Here is a 24,282-nt window from a genome sequence, read left to right on the forward strand (position 1 = left end):
AATGTTCGCCTTATCACCCTTAGAAGGTATATTTCGCCATGGCACCCACACGATTGTCTTGACCTTTTTCGCCGGTAAAGGTTTCACGTTCACCATAGACATACTCCACACCAAACGTCAGCGGATTAACAGGAGAATACATGACGTTGAACCATGCTTGCTGTAAGCGTTGGTTTTGATTGCTATCCCTATTTTGAAGTGCAATTTGGGCAAATGCATTGTCCTCAGACAGCATCACACCATAACCCAGTGTGCTTCGCAGTTTGCTGTTCAACTGATACGTTGCACCCACCGCCACTGAATCAAACACATTTTTCTCGATCTTTTGTGTGGCAGGGTGAATCAGGTAGCTATCATTACTATACAGGACGAATTTTCCATCTCCTTCTACATGATAGTAATCCGCCATAATACGCAGATCATTGCTCAGCTGATACGCTGCTCCCAGACCCACGCCCCACGCGAGGGTTGAATCGTCTTCTGTCTTACGTTCGGTCACTAAACCTCTCAGAGACGATGTTCCTTTATTGTCTGCAAAGTTATATTTCAGTTTTGCTGTTAATGCAGGAATACTGGTTTTGGTACTACTCAAACCGTCATTGGCTTCTTCTAATGCAACGAAATATTCGGTTTGCGGGGTGATTTTATTCTGGTAACGAACCATCTTGTTGCGATAAGTGGCACCACCCAAATTTGTATTAAAATCCAGCATTTCTGGCATTAAATCCGTTGCCACGAAGGTTGAGGTGGTTTGACCGAATAGCCAGTTATTGTAGGTTAGATAAGCATGGCGGATGCGCAAGGTGTCATTGCTACCACGGAAGTCGACTTCGATCTTTCCACCCACTTTATCTTGGCCCAGCTGCTTTTTAAAATCTAGACCTAGGCGGCTCGTTGCCACCGAGCTGTACATTTTGTCTTGATGTGCATCATCTAATGCAACATCGTCAATACGGTTAAAAATTGAGGAACCACCTTTGGCCTGATATTGAACGTCTGCACGTAAAAATCCATATAAATTGAATTCTGAGCCTGCAGCAGTCGTGAGTTGCAGACCTTCTTTTGCAGCGGAAGACGTCGCTTGAAGAGGAGCAGGTCTGACCACGGAGGGCAATACAACTTGTGCCGAAGTATTATGAGTTTGTAGGGTTTGTACTTGATAACGCTCGATCAGTGTTCTGAGCTCTTTCACTTCCATTTTTAACTGCTGCAATTCATCCTGTTCAGATGTGGCATGAGCAGTATTCATCAACAAAGTCACAACGGTAATTGTCAGGCTTTGTTGCATTAATCGCTTTTGACTGAGGGGTAATCTCATGCGAAGCTCCTTTTAACGCATTCCGGTTTTTCCTATTGTTTTGGGCTTTCAGAACAATAAGACATCAAGGTTTTGCTCTGTTCCTTGGTTTCAGATCAGAGAAAAAGGCCGTATTATGCGCAAAATTACCCCATATTTTTACCGTTTGTTAAATTTAAATTGAAAGATTCTTATAAAATTATACAAAATATGATTTTTTCTTTTTATGAATCAAAAACCTAAAAACCATCTAATAAATTAGTCGTAGAACGTAAAAAAAGAGGCCGGAGCCTCTTTTTTGTTTGTACTTAACTTACAATCAAATGATTAGAAGTTATAAATTGCAGTGGCTTGAACGCGGTTGTCTACACCAGTCTGGCTCTTGTAGGCGCCATTGTCAAAGGTTTCACGCTCACCATAGACATATTCAAGACCAAAGCTAAGTGGTTTGACTGGGCTATAGAAGACATTTGCCCAAGCTTGCCATAAATTGTCGTTAAGTGCAGACTTAAGATCAGTTTGGACAGCATCAAGATACTGTTTATTGTCATCAGCCTTCATATAGCCGTATCCCAAAGTACCACGCCATTTTGGAGTGAACTGTTGGGTTAAACCAACCGTAATTGAATCAAACTCATTCTCAACCAAGTTTTTATTCGAATCGATTAAATAACCTGGATTCGACCAAGCAACAAAGCTGCTATCACCTTTCACATGGTAGTAATCCGCTTTTAAAGTTGTACTTGGTGTTAAGTTATATTTCAAACCAAGACCTGCACCCCAAGCAGTTGTTTCATCATCAGCCGTTTTCTTTTCAGCAACCATCACGCGTGGTGTGATAATCCCCGCACCATTGGCAAATTTTTGATCGAAACGTGCAGTCAATGCAGGTAAGCGCATTTCATTCTTTGGATCTGAACCATAAGTTGCAACAGTCTTGTCGGTATTAAGAGCATTATCTGTGTATTTTGGATCTTCTAAACCAACAGCAAGTTTACTATTAGCATTGAAATTCTTGGTATAGCGTACTTGAGCTGTACGTTTAATTGAACCGCCAACATAGCCGAGAGCGTCAATAGTTTCAGGCATATAGTCGGTAATCGCAAAGTTAGACCAGGTTTGACCCACCAACCAGTTACCATACGTCATGTAGGCATGACGGATACGGAATTGGTCAGCTGTAGCACCGCCCACAAAGTCCATTTCTAACTTACCCGCCACATCACCCGCTTGTGTTGGAGTTTTAAAGTCGAAACCGAAACGTGAAGAGTTTAGTGTCGTTTTTAAACGGTCACTTGCTTCTTTAACACCTTCTAAAGGAACAGTACTGATCTGGTTATACATACGTGCAGCGCTACCGCCTTCAGCTTGATAAGAAGCATCGGCACGAACATTACCGTAGAATTTTACTTCGGTACCTGATGGAGTCGTGAAGCTTAAACCATTTGCTTTTGGTGCTGCTGCAGGAGCTGGATAATTTTGTGCTGGTGTGCCTGGAGCTGGCATGCTAACAGCAGGTTTCGCTGCAACATATTGCTCAAGTAATGCGCGTAATTCTTTGACTTCACCACGTAACTGTTCAACTTCCGTATTTGAACCATTCGCTTGAGCCATAGTCGCCATACCCATAGCGACTGCTAAAGTAAGAGTATTTACAGCCAAAGTTTTAGACTGAATTTTCATCCTGCGTTTCCTTTCTCTCGAAAATTTGTTGTTGGTATTGTTCATTCCACTGAACATTATCCTTGCCTTATTTTTACCCCAGAAAATGCACAAACTCTAGCCATATCATCCAAAAGTCGCACTAGCCTTTGGTCGCATTACACTCACATTTCCTCCATATTTTCACTATTGGATCATGCTATTCTTGCGACTAAAAAACAACTTTTAAAACATAATTTAATATGAATAACAATTAGTTAAAAACAAAAAGTTCACAATCTTGCTTACACTAAAAAAGATTAAAACAAGCTTAAAGTTTAAACAAAATATTTCATCGAATACCTTTAAGATATACATTTAGACCCAGATTTAAGGCATGTCTTGCAGTTTTTTTACACAAAAAAAGTCTTCACAAGCATGTAAAATCACTTATAGTCTGATGCAAAACAACGCATCAAATGAAAAAACAGGAGTATTTATGAACTTGGAGCAGGTTCGCTACGTCGATGAAGCTATCACCTCTCGACATTCAGTTCGCGCTTTTCTAAACCAAGCAGTAGAGCCCGAACTAATTAAAGATATTCTTCGTGTAGCCAGTCGTGCACCTTCGGGCACCAATACTCAGCCCTGGAAAGTCTATGTGGTCACAGGCAAAAAACGCGAGGAAATGATTGAGCGTGTCTGTCAGGCACAACTTGAAATCAATGCCAATCCAGCCCTAGCCTCAGAATACACAGAAACTTTTGCATACTATCCTCATACCTGGATTTCGCCGTTTATTGACCGTCGTCGGGAAAATGGCTGGGCGCTATACGGTCTACTCAACATCCAAAAAGGTGATAAGGACAAAATGGCAGCACAACAATTGCGTAACTTCAAATTATTCGATGCGCCAGTTGGCCTGTACTTTACCGTGAATAAAGCCATGGGGATTGGTTCAAAAATGGACATTGCCATGATGATGCAAAACGTCATGACGGCTGCCAAGGCCCGCGGTCTGGATACCTGCCCTCAGGCCGCGTGGAACCATTTCCACCCGATTGTACTGGATGTACTCGCTGCACCTGAAGATGAAGAGCTGGTCTGTACCATTGCTTTGGGTTACGCAGACCCCGAGGCGATTGTAAATACCCTAGTGACCCCACGTGAACCAGTCGAAAACTTCACTGTATTTTTGGATAGCTAAGCCAATATGTAAAAGAGACACAGCCTGTGTCTCTTTTTCAACATTCTTAATTGATTCAGATTGTTGATTGTAAACGCTGATCACGAATCAAAGCCGATATGGCGATTCCTCCAATGGCTAAAAATATCAGCATGATGACAGCAACATTCAATACCGCATTCCAGCTCAAAATATTTAACAAGACCCCACCAAGTAGCCCACAGCCAAACTGCAGGCTACCCATAATCGCACTTGCCGTTCCCGCACGCGCTCCCTGCTGAGACATCGCCAGCGCGGTGGCATTAGGACCGGTAAAGCCAATTCCGGCAACCGCCATAAACATTCCCGCCATGACCCCAACAAAAGAATGCAGCCATTGCAACCCAGCAGCAAACAAAATAACAGCTCCTAATAATTGAATGAGCACGCCCACACAAAGTCGTTGCAATACACCCAGATGTCCAGCCAAACGTTTATTGATAAAAGATAACAGCATGATGCCAAAAGCATTCATACCAAAGGCATAGGCAAACTGCTGCTGTGACAAATGATAGCCATCCATCAGAATCGAGGATGCCGAACTGATATAGGAGAAAAGCACTGCCCCACTGAAACAGCCTGCAAGCATCGGTAAACGAAAACTGCGATCCAGCAAAATCGTCATATAGAGACGGGCTACCTGACTGAAATTTAATTTTAGACGGCGATCCGCTGGCAAAGTTTCCTTAAAGAAAAAATGCACACAGCCCAAACAGACTAGCCCCATCATGGCCAGTACCACAAAGACGGCATGCCAACTAAAGAATGCCAAAATCCACGCACCAATGGTCGGTGCTAAAATAGGTGCCAACCCCATCACAATCATCATGCTAGCAAAAGCGTGGGCGGATTGAGACAGATCAAGCCGATCTCGAATTGCCGCACGTGCCATCACCACACCTACACAGCCACCGAGCGCTTGAAGAACACGCGCCAGAATCAAACTCCATTCACTTTCAGCCAGAACACAGAGCAGACTCGCCAGACTATAAAGAATCAAACCAAAATAGAGGGGTTTCTTACGTCCAATCCGGTCACTGATCGGGCCATAGACCAGCTGTCCCACCGCTAAGCCAAAAAAATAAGCGGGTAAAGTATTGGCAACTTGCTGGGTCGTGGTGCCAAAGTCACTCGCCATTTGCGGCAAGGCTGGCAGGTACATATCTATCGATAAGGGACCTAATGCCGTGAGCAAAGCCAGCAACATAATCCAGCTGGAAGAATATCCCGTAGACGTATCAGATTTTTCAATATTCATATTGGTGTTTTGCATGATCGGCGTGCAGACAAGCTTACACGCTCCATAGTATGATGAGCACGATATATAAATGAATTGTCACATAACCAGCACAATAACCGATTAATTTTTAAACTTTTATTTTATATTAAGGACATGCATTGAAACCCTGGCTCACTCGTCTCAAACAAGCGACCTATAACACAACCTTCATGTATAACCTGCGCATGATTATTGCGTTTAGTGGTACGGCGTTTGTGCCTTATCTGCTCGACTATCAACTCGCTACCATCCCACTGACATTAGGTGTGGTCGCTGCGGGTTTGAGTGATATTGACGACCGGTTTTCTGTGCGCATCATGAACCTGATTTACACCTATCTTGGGTTCTTTGTGACCGCAGTGTCTGTCCATTTTTTGTTTCCTTATCCGGTACTGTTTGCGATTGGCTTAATTGTGTCCTGCATTGGCTGGATTTTACTGGGTTCATTGGGCCGTCGTTACGCCATTATTTCTTACGGCTGTCTGGTGGTATCGGTCTATTCCATGCTCGGTGTCCATCTATTCGAAGAATGGTATATGCAACCGATGCTGCTGGTGATTGGCGCCGCTTGGTATGGCCTGCTTTCCACCATTAGTTTCTTGCTGTTTCCGGTTAGGGTGGTACAGGACAAATTATCCCAATGCTATTCTTCGTTAGGCGATTTCCTGTTTGCCAAGTCCAATTTGTTCGATGTCGACATGACACGAGAAAGTTATCAGCAAAGCATGATTGACCTGTCGATGGAAAATGGTCGTTTGGTCGGCATTTTTAATGAAATGAAAACGGCCTTGCTCACGCGCCTCAAGGGAGACCGCGGACAAAAAGACACCCGCCGCAGCCTGCATTATTACTTCGTGGCACAAGATATTCATGAACGGGCAGACTCAGCCCATATTGACTACCAGAAACTGGCGAAAATCTTTCAGCACAGCGACATTCTGTTCCGCTTCCAGCGCATTCTCTCCATCCAAGGGAAAGCCTGTAAGGATCTTAGCGAGAGCATCTTGCATCGCAGTACCTATCAACATAACAAACGTTTTAAGCATGCTTTTGAAAATCTGCGTCTGTCTTTGGAGAAACTGCAACAGGAACAGCAATATGACCAAATCTGGATCAATGCACTGTTTTCTCTCTATCAAAACCTCAAAGCCATCGATGCACAACTGCGTAACGTGGAAACCGAACGCCACATCAAGCTAGATAAAAGCAAACATATTGAAAATCAGCTGAAAGATGATGATCTGAAAGGCTGGGATGACATCGTGATTCGGGTCAAACAGCATTTGACTCCTGAATCTGTGTTATTCCGCCATGCCATACGGCTGTCACTGGTGCTGTTTATTGGTTATGTGTTTATTCAGCTCACTGATATCCAGTATGGTTATTGGATTCTGTTGACGGCCCTGTTTGTTAGCCAGCCGAACTTTAACGCCACCAAACGCCGCTTGTATCTGCGTATTATCGGAACCTTAATCGGCATCAGCATCGGTTATGCCGTCCTGTATTTTATCCCGTCGATCGAAGGTCAGTTATTGCTGCTGATTTTAAGCGGTGCCCTGTTCTTTGAACTGCGCAGTAAACAGTATGCACAGGCTACAGCTTTCATGACGATTTTGGCCATGATCAATTTCAATCTGGATGGCTTGGGCTTCGCCGCTGCATTACCGCGCCTGATTGATACCCTGATTGGCTGTGGACTAGCGTGGTTTGGGGTCAGCTTTATCTGGCCGGACTGGCAATTCCGCCGTTTACCGCGCACCATCAAACGTGCGCTCACTGCTCAATGTGACTACCTGACCGAAGTAGTGCAGCAATATCAGCATGGCCGCAATAATGGACTGCAATACCGCGTTGTGCGTCGTGCAGCCAACAATACCGATGCTGAAGTGGCTTCATTAATTTCAACCTTGGCCACTGAACCGGATTTCGATCCAGCGCAGAAAAATCAGGCCTTTGAATTTTTGTGTTTGCACCATACTTTTTTGAGCTACATTTCAGCTCTAGGCGCACACCGTCAGCAAATTCAGGATCCGGAAATCTTGGCCTTGCTGCATCAGGCTCTCGATGATATCCGGGGTTCACTACTTCATGATGAGACGCCCGACTTGACAGCACAGAACATGCTACAGACGATTCGTCAGCGTTTAAGCCAGAATAACCAGGCCGATCAACATTCCTTGATCATCCTGCAACAGCTGTCCCTGATGCTGAGTATTCTTGCTCAACTCAGTACGCTCAAGCAGAGTTTAAGCCATGAACATGACACGCAAGCCTCCGAGCTGGGTTCCATCTAAAGTGGGTAGAAAATTGGCAGAATATCCTCACTGAATTAGGAGAATTAGTGCTAAACTTTGAAAAGTTTAGGATTCGTTACATGCATTATGACTGCAAAAAATATTTATGCTTATACCCTTCAGCCAGTGAATTATGAAGTTTCCGAGGCTGAGCAACGCAACGTGCAACTGATGATCTGGCGCAGTACCAACAAGATTGGTACAAAAGCCTGGGCCATCATGGGAGCGATTGTGGCTTTATCTATTCTTGGCATTATCTTGCTCAAGAATTACTCTACCCTGTTTTGCTGGATCGCCATCGTGGGTGTGGTGCTGTATTACGCGTTACGTACCTACGGTTTGGAATGGTATGTCAAACGTAAGATGAATGAATTTCCAGTACAGGAAATTAAAGGCATTCGCTTAGGGGTACAGCCACACGGGATCGTGATGCGTCAACAGATGGGCGGTCAAGAAGGTGTGGGTACGATTGGCTGGAAAGACATTTATGAGTGGTATAACACGCCGGATTTTATTTTGGTCAACTTCAAAGTAAAAGACCAACAAGGGGCTTATATCTTGCCTAAGCGCATGGATTCAAAGAACTTTCCATTCAATACTGTACGCAAGCATCTGAATGAAACTGTAGGACCTGCTAAAACCTTTTAAGCATCCTCAATTTTAAAGGCCTCATTTGAGGCCTTTTTTATGTACCAGTATTGCAAATGATAATTAGTATTAATTACAATATCCATACTATCTGCACATTTGCGTTCTATGCTTAGCCGCACTTACCCAATGCCGCTTTTCTGGTCATTAACTCATGCTTAAAAGAATATTTTTCCAAATTCACTGGTTTTTAGGGATTACTGCCGGACTGATCCTGTCCATTATGGGCGTCACAGGGGCGATCTATTCCTATGAATCGCAAATCCTGAAATGGATCAACCAAGACAGTTATGTGGTCGCTGCCCAGACACAGCCAAAGCTGACACCAGCGCAGATTTATCAGCATTTTCAACGTACCCAACCTGAACTGAAAATTAACAGTGTGACGATTAGCAGCAGCCAGACCACCTCATCACAGATCAATATTGCCAAAGCCGGAGAAAAACGTGGTTTAGCGGTGATGATTAACCCTTACACGGCTGAAGTGTTGCCTGAGTTGAAAGGTCGCGAATTTTTCAAGTTTGTAGAAAAACTGCACCGTACCCTCACCTTGGGGCCTCAAGGTAAACTGATTACTGGTTCTTGTGCCCTAATACTGATTTTCTTTGTGCTGAGTGGCTTATATCTACGCTGGCCGAAAAAGCATAGTGTACGTCAATGGCTGGCTGTTAAACCGCAACTTAAAGGTCGCAATTTTCTGTGGGATCTACATGCGGTAGTCGGAACCTGGGTGATTGTGTTTTATCTGATGCTAGCCATGACGGGGCTGTATTGGTCGTTTGACTGGTGGCGCAATGGGATGTATGCAGTACTGGGGGTACAACGTGAAATACCTAAAGAAGTACCACTAGCTGCAAAAAAGGATGAAGGCTCAAAACAGGCTCTCCCCCTACCGACGGTCAGTTACGCACTAGAACGGACCTGGAGTGGTTTTAATCAAAACATTGGTCGTGAATATTCCAGCCTAACGCTCAACATCCCTACCAAAAATGATGGCAAAGTCGAGGTTAGCTTTATCGATGCCACACCACAGCATGAACGAGCAAAAAATACGGCGAGTTACGATTATCGTGCAGAAAAAATAGAAAAATTAAAACTCTATGAAACACAACCGCTGAATGAAAAAATCATGTCCAGTATGTTGCCGGTACACCGTGGTAGCTTTTTCGGACCGATTTATCAGTTCCTTGCCATGTTGGCCGCATTGGTTATGCCTCTGTTTTTCATTACCGGCTGGATGCTGTACTTAAAACGTCGCAAACAGAAAAAGCTCACCCAAGCCGCACGTCTGGCATTGAGTTCAACAGACCTCAAACATCCACGTCAGCCCTGGTTGATCGTCTATGCATCACAGACGGGGCTGGCCGAACAACTGGCCTGGCGTACCGCAACCAGCTTGCAGGCTGCCAACCAGACTGTTCAGGTAAAATCCATGCAGCAGCTTAGCCTGACAGAACTCAAACAGCAGCAGCACATCCTGTTTGTGGTCAGCACCTATGGTACGGGTGATGCTCCTGATCTGGCTTCAAGCTTTGTCAAAAAAGTCATGCGGGAACAACCTGACCTGGCACAGCTCAACTACGCTATTTTAGCTTTGGGCTCCAAAGAATATACCAACAGCTATTGCCGATTTGGCTATCGTGTTGATGAATGGCTGCAAGCCTGTCATGCCACTCCACTGTTTGATTTGATCACCGTGGATAATGCAGATCCTGTAGCGCTTCAATGCTGGAATCAGGCTTTAGCTGAACTCTTCCAGACCGAACTGGCCGATATGCAGGTGAATAAAGTATTTGATACCTGGTCGCTGGAAAAATGTGACTTGCTCAATCCAGGCAGCTTAGGTGGTGCTATTTACAATATTGAGTTACGCGCAAAGCATGATGCCTCATGGCAAGCCGGAGATATTGCCGAAATTCAGCCAGAAAATGCCCCGATCCGTATCCAAGCGTTTCTTCAGCAACAGCAACTAGATGGTCAAGCCCTAGTGCCATCTCTCAATCTGCCGTTACAAGAAGCATTAAAAACCAAAGACCTGAGCGCCTCAGTCCAAGCCTATCAAAATTTTGATGAACTGATTGATCAGCTGACGACACTACCAAGCCGTGAATATTCCATTGCCAGCATTCCATCGCAACAAATTTTGCGCTTGGTGGTCCGTCAACAGAAAAATCTCCAAGGTGAACTGGGCTTAGGTTCAGGCTGGTTAACGGCCCATGCAGCCATCAATCAACCGATTGCGCTACGCATCCGCAGCAATCCGAATTTTCACCTGATCGATGACAATCGCCCACTGATCCTGATCGGCAACGGAACAGGGATCGCAGGACTGATGAGCTTGATGCATGCGCGGGTTCGTCTCAATTACACCGAAAACTGGCTGATTTTTGGCGAACGTCAGCAAGCCTGTGATTTTATCTATCGAGAGACCATTCAGGCTTGGCAAAGCACAGCCATGCTACAACGTCTGGATCTTGCCTTCTCACGCGATCAGCCACAGCAGATTTATGTACAAGACAAATTGCGTGAACAAGCCAGCGAACTCAAAGCCTGGATCGATCGTGGCGCAGTGATCTATATCTGCGGCAGCCTGAAAGGTATGGCTCAAGACGTAGAACATGCTTTAATCGAGATTCTGGGCGAAGAAGCACTAGAAGAGTTGCGTTTAACACAACGTTATCGACGTGATGTCTATTAACTTTGCAACGACTACGCAAAACCGGGTACGATGAACCCGGTTTTTTTACGCCTGTTATACTGTCCTATGTTTTTAGTGATGCGGTGCCTATGACCTCCCTGATGCTTTCTCTGTCCAGCAAAATCAAACGCATGCTGACCGCATTGTTTGGTAGCCTGTTGTTCCTGGATGGCCTATTTTTCACCGTACAAAATAAAATCCATTTAGGAACCCTACTCCCCCTAGTTTTAGGTGGTTTTCTGCTAGCCTATAGTTATTTCTATCAGCAGATTCAAGCCATTTTAGTCCAGCATCCAAGCTATAAAATACTATGGCATCTGGGATGGGGATTACTGATCATTTGGGTCATCAGTCTCTTGAGTTTTTTTGTGTATCTGCATCAACAGATCCAACAACAAGTTGATGTTCCAGAGCTAAAAGCCATCATTGTCTTGGGAAGTGGCATTGAAAATGGTCGGCCTTCTGCCATTTTGGCCCAACGTCTAAATACCGCTGCTGCATTAGCCGCGCAACAACCGCAGGCAAACATTATTGTCAGTGGTGGTTTGGCAACCCGTGAACATGCGACTGAGGCCGAGATTATGGCCGCCTACTTACAGCACACCTTTCACATTCCCGCACATCGTATCAAGCTGGAAACCGAAAGTACCAGTACCGAGCTCAACCTGAGTAATACACAAGTCATTTTGCACAATCAGCATATTTCCCTCAAACAGCCGATTGCGATTGTCACCAGCGATTTCCATACCTTACGTGCAGCTGCGATTGCTCGAAAACAAGGCTATCAACACCCCATTATGGTCAGTGCACCGACACCTCTTTTGAATCGCTATAATGCCTGGCTGAGGGAATACTTTGCTTTTATCAGTGGCTGGTTGTTAAATGAATACTAAGATGAATCAATTATGCTGAATTGCATGATCTATAGTTTGATAAACAAAACAAATATTGTTCGTTCAAAATGAATTTATACAAAACATTTGACGATTGAAAATGGCCAAACTGTAAGAAGATGCAAAAGTACAAATAAGAAAATCCATCAAAACCAAGAGCTTTGATAGTTGAAGTAATTTCATACAGGAAGATATGGTGGGCGCTGACGGGATCGAACCGCCGACATTCTGCTTGTAAGGCAGACGCTCTACCAACTGAGCTAAGCGCCCTGAGCGAGGAGTAACAAAGCACTGCTTTGTCCGAGCGCAAGAGAAAAATCTTTGATTTTTTCAAGGCTCCAATCTCAGAACAGAGAATGAATAAATGGCGCAGCGGACGGGGCTCGAACCCGCGACCCCCGGCGTGACAGGCCGGTATTCTAACCAACTGAACTACCGCTGCACTTGCTAGACTTTGCTTTTAACAAAGTTAGGTCACTATATTTTAAATCAGAACTGAAATATGGTGGGCGCTGACGGGATCGAACCGCCGACATTCTGCTTGTAAGGCAGACGCTCTACCAACTGAGCTAAGCGCCCTCATTGAGGGAAAGATAAAATGGCGCAGCGGACGGGGCTCGAACCCGCGACCCCCGGCGTGACAGGCCGGTATTCTAACCAACTGAACTACCGCTGCACTTACGGCACTTTGTAAAATTACAAAGTTGAGTCACATTATCTTTTCAGTTTCACAACTTAAAAATATGGTGGGCGCTGACGGGATCGAACCGCCGACATTCTGCTTGTAAGGCAGACGCTCTACCAACTGAGCTAAGCGCCCGACAAGAGCTATTGTTAAAAGTGGCGCAGCGGACGGGGCTCGAACCCGCGACCCCCGGCGTGACAGGCCGGTATTCTAACCAACTGAACTACCGCTGCACTTTCACAATGTCGCTATTGTGGTACAAACAATGTTTTTGTTAAATCTAAAGTGGCGCAGCGGACGGGGCTCGAACCCGCGACCCCCGGCGTGACAGGCCGGTATTCTAACCAACTGAACTACCGCTGCACTGAGGATTTAACGTAAAGGACTTGGTGGGCGCTGACGGGATCGAACCGCCGACATTCTGCTTGTAAGGCAGACGCTCTACCAACTGAGCTAAGCGCCCTTTACAACGTCTTCATCGTTTGTGAGGTGCATTATAGAGAATCTTGACTGACTGTCAAACGCTTTTCTAGTAGATTTCAGTTTTTTACCGCCGAGTGATTAAAAAATAGGTCATTACCGAGAAAAGCTTGTAAATTCGGTACGTTATTTCGCGACTCACAAGCCCTTTAAACACACTCCAGAAAGACCACTAGGCCCATCATTGACACTATGTCCATTTAAACGTCTCTTTGGAACCCCTCTGCTAAAGAAAAACGCTTCAACTTCATTTGGCTTCAAATGCAGGAATGTCCAATGCATTTTCCGAGATATAAACCAGAGCCCCTGGCTCAATAGAGTTAAAAAGCTCAATGACATCTTGATTACGCATACGGATACAGCCATGTGACAAAGGAACTCCCATCGGCTCTGTATCCGGCGTACCATGAATATAGATATAACGGCTGAAGGTATCACAGCCCTGCCCTTGATTAAAACCGGGCTGTAAACCACTTAACCACAAAATACGCGAAAGTATCCAGTCACGTTCAGGATGTTGAGAGGCCAAATCCGAATTATAGATTTCACCTGTAGCTTGTCGTGCCACGAATACCGTATTTTTTGCTGCATCCTGACCAAACATTTGCTCTACACGATGCCAGCCGCGTGGCGTTTTACCACTATTTTCAGCTTCACCAATCCCATTTTTACCGGTTGAGATGGAGTAACACTGTTGTCGCGCTGGTAAATATAAATACTGCTGAGCCAGATCAATCCAAATCTGGGCATCATTCAGGCGATAAAGAGAATTATTGTTCATGTTCATTTTGCACAGGTAACTTGATCTGTTGCGGTTCCGGTCGCAACCATAACCAGCAGGCGACAGTTAGCATTACGGTGTCAGTGAAGACTTTGACCCAGAACGGCGCAGTAGTAAATAACATCATAATGGCACTGCCCAACATCATGATACTGGCAATCCACTTGGCTTTGCGTGGTACGGTGCCATTTTCACGCCAGTCTCTCAGCGTCTGCCCGTAACGCGGATGGTTCAACAGCCATTCATCGACTTGTGGCCAGCCTTTTGACGCCGCCCATGCAGCTAGTACCAGAAAGACCGTGGTTGGCATACCAGGCAAAATTGCACCAATTGCGCCCAGCGTGATAAAGATCACCACCAAACTCCGCCATAACAACACGACCATAACATTATCCAAAACCGCGACTGGCATTAGTATAAAGTGTTTTACCCTTTCACTCTGTGTTTTAATGCACTAGATTTACAATTCACGCGGAAAATCACATGCTGCGTTCACACCAGCACAGCGCCTATTTTGAACCTTGGCTGGAATTCCAACAGCCGATCGTACGCCAGTTGGCCTTTGCAGTCGCCAGCCCGAATCTGTTGCTGCACGCCCCCGCAGAACTTCAGCTCAAACATGCCTTTGAACTACACACGAATGTAGAATGGCAACAGCATTTTGAAAATTATTTACCACGGCTACGGCAGCTCGATCGAGCGTCTGCAGAACTGGAAAATTTTCTGCAGCAGTTGAAAAGTACCCGTCTAGGGCTACGCTTTGAATATCTGTTGTATTTCTGGTTGCTGGATCAGGATTATCATCCCTATCAGCTACTCGGACACAGTATTCAGAAAATAGAAGGTGCCAAAACACGAGGAGAGCTGGATTTTCTGTTATTGAATCAGGACAGCAAATGTATAGAACACTGGGAAGTGGCGCTCAAATACTATCTGGCCGAGGGCAATTTTTTACTGCAGCAATGGTTCGGCCTGAATCGAAATGACACCTTAGCCAAAAAGCTGCGTCACTTCACCGAAAAACAATTCCAGTTTACCGATGCATTAGGCTACAACATTGAACGTCGTGTTGCAGTGATGAAAGGTCAATTATATCTGCCCGATCATCCCAACATTTCAGCCATTGAAACGATTGCTCCCTGGATCAATCTGCAGCGGCGTGTAGGCTTATGGGGTACAAGCATTCCAACACAGTCTTTTTACCGCCTGCAACGACACGAGTGGTTATGTCCAAATGCAACTGCCACAGCATTGCCTGCCAAATGGTGGACAGATGGACTGTATTATCAACCCGAGCGACAACAATTTTATATGTACCGTCATCCAAATTTATTACTGCCGGGTCGAAGCCAACTGAACAACATTTGATAACGTTTTTATAATCAAAAGTGTCTATTTTCACTGCTGGGTTTTTCTTAACCTGAAGTAACAACACAATAAATCCAATGTGGAGTTGATCATGAAAAAAATACTTGTTGCATCGATGCTCATGGCTTTTGTATTGACGGGTTGTAATACCTTTAAGGGTATTGGTGAAGATGTTTCCAAAGCCGGCCAAGCCGTCACCAATACGGCGGAAAAGACAGAAAATAAAATGTAATCTGTGTCTTGTGCAAAGAAACCTTATCAAACCGATAAGGTTTTTTTCTAGGAAAATTCCCATTCCTGACTATATTCCCCTATCATATCCGGCAAATTGTTAATTCTTTTTCCGGTATGAACCACTCAGACACACTAGAATTTAGTCTCCAGTTACTGCGCCAGCCTTCAGTAACACCTGTTGATCATAACTGCCAGAACATGATGGCAGAACGTTTGGCCAAAATTGGTTTTCACATTGAACCGATGCGTTTTGAAGATGTGGACAATCTATGGGCACGTCGTGGTACTGCATCACCAGTGTTCTGTTTCGCAGGTCATACTGATGTCGTTCCTACAGGTAATTTAGAGGCGTGGAACTCTGATCCATTTGCCCCTGAAATTCGTGACGGCAAATTGTACGGTCGTGGTAGTGCGGATATGAAAACTGCTCTGGCCGCCATGGTCGTGGCTTCTGAACGTTTTGTCGCAAAACATCCCGATCACAAAGGTTCTATTGCCTTTTTGATCACTTCAGATGAAGAAGGTCCATCTATCAACGGAACGGTCAAGGTGGTTGAAACCCTAGAAGCCCGTAATGAAAAAATGACCTGGTGTCTCGTTGGGGAACCATCGAGTACAGCACAACTGGGGGACATCATTAAAAATGGCCGTCGTGGTTCATTAAATGGTGTGCTAACCGTCAAAGGAAAACAAGGGCATGTGGCCTATCCACATCTTGCCATCAATCCGATTCACACGGCATCGCAAGCGATTGCTGAACTGTGTGACACAGTTTGGGATCAGGGTAACGAATATTTTCCAGCCACCTCTTTCCAAATCTCCAATATTCAAGCCGGCACCGGAGCGACCAACGTTGTACCGGGCAACATGAAAGTCACTTTTAACTTCCGTTACTCAACCGAAGTCACCGCTGATCAGCTCAAAGCACGCGTACTTGAACTGCTCGATCGTCACGGTGTTAACTATGAGATTGAATGGACGCTTTCTGGCTTACCGTTCCTGACCCCGGTGGGTGAACTGGTAAATGCTGCTAAAACAGCGATCAAGAATGTGACGGGTGTTGATGCTGAACTATCAACCAGTGGCGGAACTTCAGATGGTCGCTTTATTGCACCGACCGGCACACAGGTTCTTGAGCTCGGTGTACTGAATGCGACCATTCACCAGATCGATGAACATGTAAATGTGGCTGATTTGGAGCCGCTCGCGGAAATCTATGAACAGATTTTACAGCAACTGCTCACCTGATTCGTAGAAGACATAAAAAAGGAACTCTACGGAGTTCCTTTTTTATTGGAGAATTCGGTTATTCTCCCAAACCCAAATCTTTTTGAATCTGACTCAGGTTCGGAACATGAAAAATCTGATCTGCCATACGTACGTATTGGTAAATGCTTGGATCATCACTTTCACGTTCGTCGTCAACCACTTCCGAAATACGGATACGGATCGTATTTGGCATCGCATCACAGAGTAATGCGAAACGTTGACTTGCCTCTTCTCCTTCAACCACCAAGGCCACCCCGGTGGTATTAGCAGGATCATTGACCGCATACACAGGAAGTTCAACATCATGCCAAGTGACACTATCAACCTGTGTAGAGGTATCAAGTGCTGACAAAACAATGTTTTGTGGTAGCAACATCGGTTCCTTGTCATAACAATGAATGATATAGGCATCGATAAATCCGGTGGATACCGTAATCAGGTGTTGCAATTCTTGCTGGTTAATCTGCTTGAGTGCCGAATTAAGCGTCGGTGTTTGGCTCATCGTCTTATCCTCGTGCAACGGCTAACAGTGTTTCAATATTTTCCAGCAATTCATCTTCCTGGAACGGTTTACCCATATAGTGTGACACGCCTAAGCTGAATGCCCGCTCACGGTGTTTTTCACCGGTACGCGAAGTAATCATGATAATCGGCAAATGCTGGTGAATGTCATGGTGACGAACCAAGTTGGTCACTTCAAAACCATCCATCCGTGGCATTTCGATATCTAACAACATCAGATCAGGTTTGACATTTTCTAGCTGCTCAATCGCATCCACACCATCTTTGGCGGTCACCACATCATAACCATTACGCTCCAACAGACGTGATGTCACCTTACGTACAGTCACCGAGTCATCCACAATCATGATCAAGCGGCGTTCATCATGATGACGGTGTAACTCACGCACATCACCCCCCTGTTTAATACGCTGTGTCGTTTGAATCTGACGCGCAATATTCTGACCGTCGAGAATCAAACACACCTGACCATCACCGAGAATTGTCGCACCTGCAATGGCACCAATACTATCAAACTGCTGACCTATCGGTTTCACTACGATTTGCGCACGTGAACCAATCAACTGATCAACGAGCAAGGCGATGGTTTGTCCTGTGGATCCTTTAATCAACAACACCGGCAAGGAGTGCATCACGCCACCCAAACGTGGTGTTGAATGGTTGCCGACAAATTCCGACAAGTAACGTAATTTGTAACTGGTCTGGTCGATCGTGAAGAAGTCATCTTTGCTCTGGAAGTACTCTTCCAGTGCTGCAGGTGAAATACGTACAATACGTTCAATTTGCGCCAATGGTAAGGCAAATTGCTGATCACCTGCTTTCACCATCAAGGCATCACTCACCGCTACCGTGGTTGGTACACGAATGGTAAAGGTTGTACCCTGACCGAGTACCGATTCAACAGAAACGTGACCACCCAGCGCCTTGATATCGCTTTGTACAACATCCAATCCCACACCCCGTCCAGAAATCTGGGTAACAGCTTGTGCGGTGGTAAAACCTGGATGGAAAATTAACTGTAGAATCTCTTGTGATTCAAGATGTTGATCCGCTTTAATCAAGCCAAGCTGTAAGGCTTTTTGCTTGATTTTCTCGACATCAATCCCTTTACCATCATCACTAAAGGTCACCACAACATCCGTGCCCTGACGGGTAATGTTCAGCTCAATCAAACCAGTTGCCGGCTTGTTCAATTCTGCACGACGAGGTTGATCTTCCAGACCATGGTCGATCGCATTACGTAACATATGCTCAAATGGTGTTACCAGACGCTCGAGAATAGTGCGGTCCAATTCACCTTCGGTATTCTGTACCACCAACTCTGCTGGACGGTTTAACGTCGAGGAAGTTTGACGCACAATACGTTGCAAACGTGGCAGTAAACGCGAGAATGGAACCAAGCGGGTGCGCATCAGACCTTCCTGAATCTCAGCCTGAATACGTGATTGTTGTAATAACAGACCTTCAGTATCACGGATTTTTTCCGCCAAAGTGGTCTTAAAGTCGACTAAGTCCGAAGCTGATTCCGCCAATGATTTTGACAACTGGTTCAAAGAGGAATATTGGTCCATTTCCAGCGGGTCAAAGTCTTTGTAACGTGAAGCCTCATCACCGTGCTTGGCAATGATCTGACTTTCCAATTCGCCTTCCATACGACGCAACTGATCCGCCAAACGCTTGATGGCCAATTCCATATCGTTCAGGGTATTGCCGAGTTGCCCCAGGTCCATCTCGATACGCGAACGGTTAATTGCATTCTCACCGGACAAGTCGATCATTTTTTCAACCAAATCAGCTGAAATACGGATCATCTCATTATTATTGTCCAGTTGTTGTGTGCTGTCCCATTCACCCTGCATCGATGGAGGTTCTGTACCATCTCCCTGCACGAATTCAATATTGACTGGTGTATTCAGCAAGTCCGCCTGCGTTACTTTGCTCGGCAGCTGCACGCTAATATCTACAAACTCAATACTTTCAAGGTTGTGTTTAAGCGGATAGAAATTGTTGTAATCCTGCTGGAAAATTGCCTGTCTAAGCCACTGCAGCGTGGTTTCCAACAAGGCATCGTAGGCATTCGAGTTAAAGTTATGTAAACCAATTTTCTCAAATACAGTTTCTAACTGATAACCAATAACGGCGATTGGCTCAAGTCCAACCATCCGTGCACCACCCTTCAGGCTGTGAGCTGTACGCTGTAACTGTAGCAACAGACTACGGTCATTACGCTGTTCAAACCATTGCTGTAACAAGCTCTCTGCAGCTTCTAGCAATTCTTCTGCTTCTTCATGGAAACTTTCTTCCACAATCGAACGCATCTGCTGATCTTCAGCAAATACCAGAGAAGCAGCTTCCGTGAATTCTTCATTCACTCGATCTTCAGGCTCATCAAGCAGAGCATCATCAGCAACAGGGGTTAATGGCGTAAAGCCACCCATATCAGCCGTTTCAGTAGCGAATAAGGCTTCAGCCTGATGAATCTCTTCAATTTGCTCGATTTTCTCAGCTGGTTCAACAAGGCATAGCTCATCCAGAATCTCATGCACACTGGACAATTCTGCAACAGCAGCAATACTGTTCTCAGTCGCAATACCATTGACCACAACCGACTCAATATTTTTCAGAATCTCAATGCTATAGGTTGCTGGATAATCAACCTTTTCATCACGAATGGTCTGAATACGATCCGCCAAGTGATCCTGTACTAGACGGATGATTTGAATCAACGGCTGTGAAACCTGAATTTGTCGGTGAATCACTCGCTCATAAATCGTTTCCAGTTCATGAGCAATCAAACCGAGGTGTGTCGCCTGAATCATATTTGCACCACCTTTTAAGGTATGCAGATAACGCATCAGGTTATTTAAAGCCGGAATATTGCTCTGATCTTGTGACCAACTATTGAGATCCTGGTCAATGCCGACCAACAGTTCTTCTGCCTCTTCAAGGAAGATATCCAGCAAATCTGGATCAAACTCACGGTTGGCTTCAGCTGCATCGATCAACTGCTGGTCCTTCGCCACTTGTTGTGAAATCGCAGAAAGGTCAAATGCTGTTTCTGCGGCATCCTGATCTTGTTCTGGAACCAATGTATCCGCTTCAAGTTCAGGTGTTTCACTATCGGCAAATTGCTCAAGTTCCTGATCTACAAACGCATGCAGGTCATTCAGGTCTTTTTGCAGCTCTTCGGTCAAGACCACACGCTGGCCAGCTGCCAAAGTATCAAACAGGTAGATAAAGTCCTGATGAATTTGTGCATATAAATCATAAGCATAATCAATATGTAACAGTTGAGGCTTGGCCAAAAGTTGGTCATAGCTGGCTTTCAACTGCACAACAAAATCATGGATACCTACTGCCGCACGATTATTGGTATGCATAATCAACTGCGCAGCTTGTGCACTTAACTGTTCAATATAGATCGGGAATTCGTGACGAGCACGTTTCTCAAATTCAAACTCAGCATCTAGCAACTGATCAATATTCAGTTCGATTAACTGTGAAATCAAACCTTGCGGTGCGATTTCTTCACTACGTTCTTCCACTTGGAAATCATAGCTATCCCAAGCGGCATTGAAAGTTGCATAGATGTCAGCCAGTTGTGCCGATTCGCCCTGACGTAAGGTATGTAAATAATCACGTACAAACTCGGCATAGTTGGTCAGCAAAGCGGTTTCTTGCGAAGTAGAAAGGAGCTCATCCTGCAATAAATTCTTGAATAGGTTTTCCACCTTAGAGCTGGCTTCAAAGATTTCTTCAATATGCGCCATTGAAGAACTGCCACGCAATGTGTGAAGTGCACGAATCAAACTGTTGTAATCTCGTGCATCCGGTTGCATTTTATTCAAGAACTGATCAATCACAGCTAGGTGTTCATCAGATTCTTCAAGGAAAATACTCAGCGTTTCAGCCTGCATATCTGAAGATACTTGCTCAGCCGTAAGCATGGTGTCATTGCTTTCTTCTGCAATTACGCTTTCAGATTCAGCCTCATCCAACAATTCGAGTCCAGTTTTGGCCTCGGTATTGTTGAGCGTATCTGCCAATCCGAGCAGTTCTTCAAGTGCGGGCTCGACACTTTGCTGTTTTTGTAATTGTTGGCCTAAAAGCACCAATGGTCGAAAATCGATCTGGTGAACCGTAACACTCTTAAAATTGTCATACAGTTTGTACTTGAAAATCTGATAAACCGTTTTGACATACTGCTGCACAGCGGGGGTCAATTCGACACCACCAGCCAAAACACGGTTTAAAGTATCTTCTACAGTCCAGGCCAATTCCCCGGCAGATTTAGCACCAACCATACGCCCTGAACCTTTCAGCGTATGAAAGTGACGGCGGATACTAACAAGGCTGTCATGGTCAGCAGGATCGCTCATCCACTGTTCAAGTAGCTGATCGAGTTCAACAAAAATTTCTTCTATTTCTTCAACAAAAATATCAAGAATTTCTGAATCTTGGTCGAGATAACTGTCTTCTGGAAGCGTCGTCGTTTCAACTAAATTTTTTAATATTTCTTTCATAGCTAAGGCTTCTTTGGTTCTGTGCCACAAAGCGCTGGCTCAAACTAAATGATCATCATCACATCAGTAGCAACTCGATTATTGTCTATTGATGAGATAATTGACCGTAACTGGAACAGATACCTGTCGTCTGACAGGCATCCCAGTCCAAGCTTTGTCAGCTGACTTATTCTGGTAATTTAAAGTCAGTCACAGACTCACGTAATGACTCTGCCATATGGGCCAATTCAGAAACCGAACGTGCTGTATCGAAGGTTGCTCCAGTGGTTTGCGATGTAATTTCCTGTACGACGTGCATCGTATTGGCAATGTGACCAGCTGATGCAGACTGTAGCTGTGCTGCATCGGAAATGCTTGCAATCAGTTTTGCCAAGTCGCCCGATACCTTTTGAATTTCATCCAGTGCAACACCCGCATCTTTTGCCAAGTTGGCACCACGAACAACCTCAGACGTGGTTTGTTCCATGGAAATAACCGCTTCGTTCGTATCGGCCTGAATCGTTTTTACCAGAGTTTCAATCTGCTTCGTTGCAGAAGCAGAACGTTCTGCAAGACGCTGTACCTCATCCGCAACCACGGCGAAGCCTCGACCATATTCACCTGCCATCGATGCCTGAATCGCGGCATTCAAAGCTAGAATGTTCGTTTGGTCGGCAATATCGTTAATCAGGGAAACGATGTTACCAATCTCTTGTGAAGATTCACCCAGACGTTTAATACGTTTAGAGGTTTCCTGGATCTGCTCACGAATGGTATCCATACCTTCGATCGAACGGTTTACGACATCCGCACCATTCGATGCGATTTGTACAGAACGCTGTGCTACCTCAGCAGATTCAGTAGCGTTAGAAGATACTTGGTCAATCGAATATGCCATTTCGTTAATCGCAGCAGAGGCACCGGCAATCTCTTGTGCTTGGTGTTCAGAAGCTTCAGCTAACTGGTTGGTAATATTCTGGGTATCTTGGGTATAACGTGCAACTTCCTGCGATGTTTCATTGATTCGAGATACCAAGTCACGTAACTGGTCAATCGCGAAGTTAATAGAGTCCGCAATCGCACCCGTAAAGTCTTCAGATACCGTTGCATACGAACGCAAGTCACCATCTGCCAAGTCAGCGATCTCGTCCAGAAGACGCAAAATCGCATTCTGGTTACGGTCATATTCTTCTTGTAAACGTGCTACACGTTCTTTATCGGCATCACCACGTAAGCTTAGCAGGCGATACATTGACCATACGAAACCCGCCAAGAGCATGAACATTGCCAGTAGAGCTACCGGAATCAGGTTCAGCATGGTTTCTTCAATCTTGTTCTTTTTCAGAACATTCAACAAGTCAGCCGACTGTTTTTGAACCTGTGCTGCAGCATTACGTGCAACTACCAATTCAGCAGGATTTTTTAATACTTTCGCTTTAGCCGCAATGGTATCAATATCCTTTGACATCATGTTCCATTGTTTTTCAACAGCAGTGACATCCGCCGTTACACCGGCAATATCTTTCACCATTGCCAAGTTCTTATCAAAATCTTTTTGCGCAGCTAACAAGGCCGTCATTGCATCAGGAGAACCATTGGTTGCCACAGCAGCCTGATCCGGAAGAGTTACGGATAATAAACGCAATTCACCCAAACTACGGGTCAAATCATTATTACGAGGAACGTTATAAACCAGGTAAGCCAAGAAGAAAACAACTGAAAGTAAACAGGCGATCGCAATATAGATCAGTGGTTCGGATTTTTTTCGGTCGCCGAACACTTCAGAAATCTGGTTCAGTTTAGAATTTTTGCCAGAACCTTGTTCACCAGACTGATCCAATCCTTCAGTCTTGTTTTTCTTTTTCAATGTAAAGCCCATGCAGCTTCTCCCCAGAATTGCCTTAATTCGTTCGTAATATGCGTTATTTAATTTTTGAGTTTCGCGGATGCGTTCATATAATTTGGGTTTTTCAGTAAACGACTGAATAAGAACACGTGCCAGTATTGATTATGTTGATGAAAATAGCCTTGGCAATATTCTTGTAATCGGTTATCCAAGTCGTCATTTTTTGAAAAGAAACTTTTCTTATTAAAATGCTGAATCCCCAGAACCTGATCTACGACTAAACCGACATATTGGTCATTGTGACTAATGCACAATACTTTTTGAGTAGGTGAAAATGAGCTACGTTGCCCCGAAATAAACTGTGACAAATCTGACACAGAAAGTAGACGTCCACGAATATTTGCCAAACCCTTAACCCAAGTCTGAGTATTCGGAACTGGCGTACTCTTTGGTGGATAAATTACCTCAGATACTTCACCTAAAGGGGCAACAAAATATTGCCCCAACATCTCAAAAGCAATGCCTGACCATCGGTTTACTTCGTTGTCTGACGTAACGTAGTTTTTATTACCACGCTTCGCTAAACGGAGTAATTCGATAAATCCATTTGCTGCCATACA

General features: G+C 44.8%; 17 protein-coding genes and 8 tRNA genes. 8 read left to right on the forward strand and 17 right to left on the reverse strand.

Annotated elements, in window-relative coordinates:
* Nucleotides 1-19: 19 nt before the first annotated feature.
* A complete protein-coding gene (locus PGW99_RS08510; RefSeq protein WP_273777258.1) occupies nt 20-1,318 on the reverse strand; it encodes a DcaP family trimeric outer membrane transporter in 1,299 nt (432 codons plus the stop codon).
* A gap of 306 nt (nt 1,319-1,624) precedes the next feature.
* Nucleotides 1,625-2,980 carry a DcaP family trimeric outer membrane transporter gene (locus PGW99_RS08515; protein WP_273777259.1) on the reverse strand — a complete coding sequence of 452 codons (1,356 nt, stop codon included), beginning with the start codon at nt 2,978-2,980 and terminating at the stop codon, nt 1,625-1,627.
* A 457-nt stretch (nt 2,981-3,437) separates the two neighbouring features.
* On the opposite strand from PGW99_RS08515, the gene PGW99_RS08520 reads away from it, so the two are divergent.
* Nucleotides 3,438-4,145, forward strand: a complete 708-nt coding sequence (locus tag PGW99_RS08520; protein WP_273777260.1) for a nitroreductase — start codon at nt 3,438-3,440, stop codon at nt 4,143-4,145.
* A 55-nt stretch (nt 4,146-4,200) separates the two neighbouring features.
* Here PGW99_RS08520 and PGW99_RS08525 read toward each other — a convergent pair whose 3' ends face one another.
* Nucleotides 4,201-5,421, reverse strand: coding sequence for a multidrug effflux MFS transporter (locus PGW99_RS08525; RefSeq protein ID WP_273779484.1), 1,221 nt, complete (start codon nt 5,419-5,421; stop codon nt 4,201-4,203).
* 140 nt (nt 5,422-5,561) lie between these two features.
* Here PGW99_RS08525 and yccS point away from each other — a divergent pair, with 140 nt between their 5' ends.
* The 4 genes from yccS to PGW99_RS08545 all read left to right on the forward strand — a co-directional run bounded on the left by yccS (nt 5,562) and on the right by PGW99_RS08545 (nt 11,975).
* Nucleotides 5,562-7,736 (forward strand): YccS family putative transporter, encoded by a 2,175-nt coding sequence (gene yccS / locus PGW99_RS08530; protein ID WP_273777261.1) that lies wholly within the window; start codon nt 5,562-5,564, stop codon nt 7,734-7,736.
* A gap of 87 nt (nt 7,737-7,823) precedes the next feature.
* Nucleotides 7,824-8,384 (forward strand): YcxB family protein, encoded by a 561-nt coding sequence (locus tag PGW99_RS08535; protein WP_273777262.1) that lies wholly within the window; start codon nt 7,824-7,826, stop codon nt 8,382-8,384.
* A 154-nt stretch (nt 8,385-8,538) separates the two neighbouring features.
* Complete coding sequence (locus PGW99_RS08540; protein ID WP_273777263.1) at nt 8,539-11,082, forward strand: sulfite reductase flavoprotein subunit alpha; 2,544 nt, start codon at nt 8,539-8,541, stop codon at nt 11,080-11,082.
* Nucleotides 11,083-11,171: 89 nt separating this feature from the next.
* Nucleotides 11,172-11,975, forward strand: coding sequence for a YdcF family protein (locus PGW99_RS08545; protein WP_273777264.1), 804 nt, complete (start codon nt 11,172-11,174; stop codon nt 11,973-11,975).
* Between the two features lie 194 nt (nt 11,976-12,169).
* Here PGW99_RS08545 and PGW99_RS08550 read toward each other — a convergent pair.
* From PGW99_RS08550 to PGW99_RS08595, 10 genes are all read right to left on the reverse strand, one after another.
* Nucleotides 12,170-12,245: transfer RNA gene (locus PGW99_RS08550), tRNA-Val, on the reverse strand.
* Nucleotides 12,246-12,340: 95 nt separating this feature from the next.
* Nucleotides 12,341-12,417 (reverse strand) — tRNA-Asp (locus PGW99_RS08555).
* 61 nt (nt 12,418-12,478) lie between these two features.
* Nucleotides 12,479-12,554 (reverse strand) — tRNA-Val (locus tag PGW99_RS08560).
* A gap of 20 nt (nt 12,555-12,574) precedes the next feature.
* Nucleotides 12,575-12,651 (reverse strand) — tRNA-Asp (locus tag PGW99_RS08565).
* A gap of 68 nt (nt 12,652-12,719) precedes the next feature.
* Nucleotides 12,720-12,795, reverse strand: a tRNA-Val gene (locus PGW99_RS08570).
* A 21-nt stretch (nt 12,796-12,816) separates the two neighbouring features.
* Nucleotides 12,817-12,893, reverse strand: a tRNA-Asp gene (locus tag PGW99_RS08575).
* 53 nt (nt 12,894-12,946) lie between these two features.
* Nucleotides 12,947-13,023 (reverse strand) — tRNA-Asp (locus PGW99_RS08580).
* 24 nt (nt 13,024-13,047) lie between these two features.
* Nucleotides 13,048-13,123, reverse strand: a tRNA-Val gene (locus PGW99_RS08585).
* A 264-nt stretch (nt 13,124-13,387) separates the two neighbouring features.
* Nucleotides 13,388-13,921, reverse strand: a complete 534-nt coding sequence (elsL, locus tag PGW99_RS08590) for a cell wall-recycling L,D-carboxypeptidase ElsL (RefSeq protein WP_273777265.1) — start codon at nt 13,919-13,921, stop codon at nt 13,388-13,390.
* Entirely contained in the window at nt 13,911-14,306 is a 396-nt protein-coding gene (locus PGW99_RS08595) for a YbaN family protein (protein ID WP_273777266.1), read from the reverse strand. Before PGW99_RS08595 ends, elsL begins: the two co-directional genes overlap by 11 nt.
* Nucleotides 14,307-14,404: 98 nt before the next feature.
* Between PGW99_RS08595 and PGW99_RS08600 the strand changes: the two genes are divergently transcribed.
* From PGW99_RS08600 to dapE, 3 genes are all read left to right on the forward strand, one after another.
* On the forward strand, nt 14,405-15,289 hold the full coding sequence (locus PGW99_RS08600; RefSeq protein WP_273777267.1) for a DUF1853 family protein: 885 nt from the start codon (nt 14,405-14,407) through the stop codon (nt 15,287-15,289).
* A 91-nt stretch (nt 15,290-15,380) separates the two neighbouring features.
* A complete protein-coding gene (locus tag PGW99_RS08605) occupies nt 15,381-15,521 on the forward strand; it encodes an entericidin A/B family lipoprotein (RefSeq protein ID WP_273777268.1) in 141 nt (46 codons plus the stop codon).
* 116 nt (nt 15,522-15,637) lie between these two features.
* Entirely contained in the window at nt 15,638-16,771 is a 1,134-nt protein-coding gene (dapE, locus tag PGW99_RS08610; RefSeq protein WP_273777269.1) for a succinyl-diaminopimelate desuccinylase, read from the forward strand.
* Nucleotides 16,772-16,829: 58 nt separating this feature from the next.
* On the opposite strand, the gene PGW99_RS08615 is transcribed toward dapE, so the two are convergent.
* From PGW99_RS08615 to PGW99_RS08630, 4 genes are all read right to left on the reverse strand, one after another.
* Complete coding sequence (locus PGW99_RS08615) at nt 16,830-17,294, reverse strand: hypothetical protein (protein WP_273777270.1); 465 nt, start codon at nt 17,292-17,294, stop codon at nt 16,830-16,832.
* A 4-nt stretch (nt 17,295-17,298) separates the two neighbouring features.
* The gene (locus tag PGW99_RS08620) at nt 17,299-21,837 is read right to left on the reverse strand and encodes a hybrid sensor histidine kinase/response regulator (protein WP_273777271.1); all 4,539 of its coding nucleotides are present in this window, start codon (nt 21,835-21,837) and stop codon (nt 17,299-17,301) included.
* Nucleotides 21,838-22,003: 166 nt separating this feature from the next.
* On the reverse strand, nt 22,004-23,695 hold the full coding sequence (locus PGW99_RS08625; protein ID WP_273777272.1) for a methyl-accepting chemotaxis protein: 1,692 nt from the start codon (nt 23,693-23,695) through the stop codon (nt 22,004-22,006).
* 47 nt (nt 23,696-23,742) lie between these two features.
* Complete coding sequence (locus PGW99_RS08630) at nt 23,743-24,279, reverse strand: chemotaxis protein CheW (RefSeq protein ID WP_273777273.1); 537 nt, start codon at nt 24,277-24,279, stop codon at nt 23,743-23,745.
* Between the last annotated feature and the right edge of the window lie 3 nt (nt 24,280-24,282).

Source organism: Acinetobacter sp. GSS19, from assembly GCF_028621895.1.
Lineage (GTDB): Bacteria > Pseudomonadota > Gammaproteobacteria > Pseudomonadales > Moraxellaceae > Acinetobacter.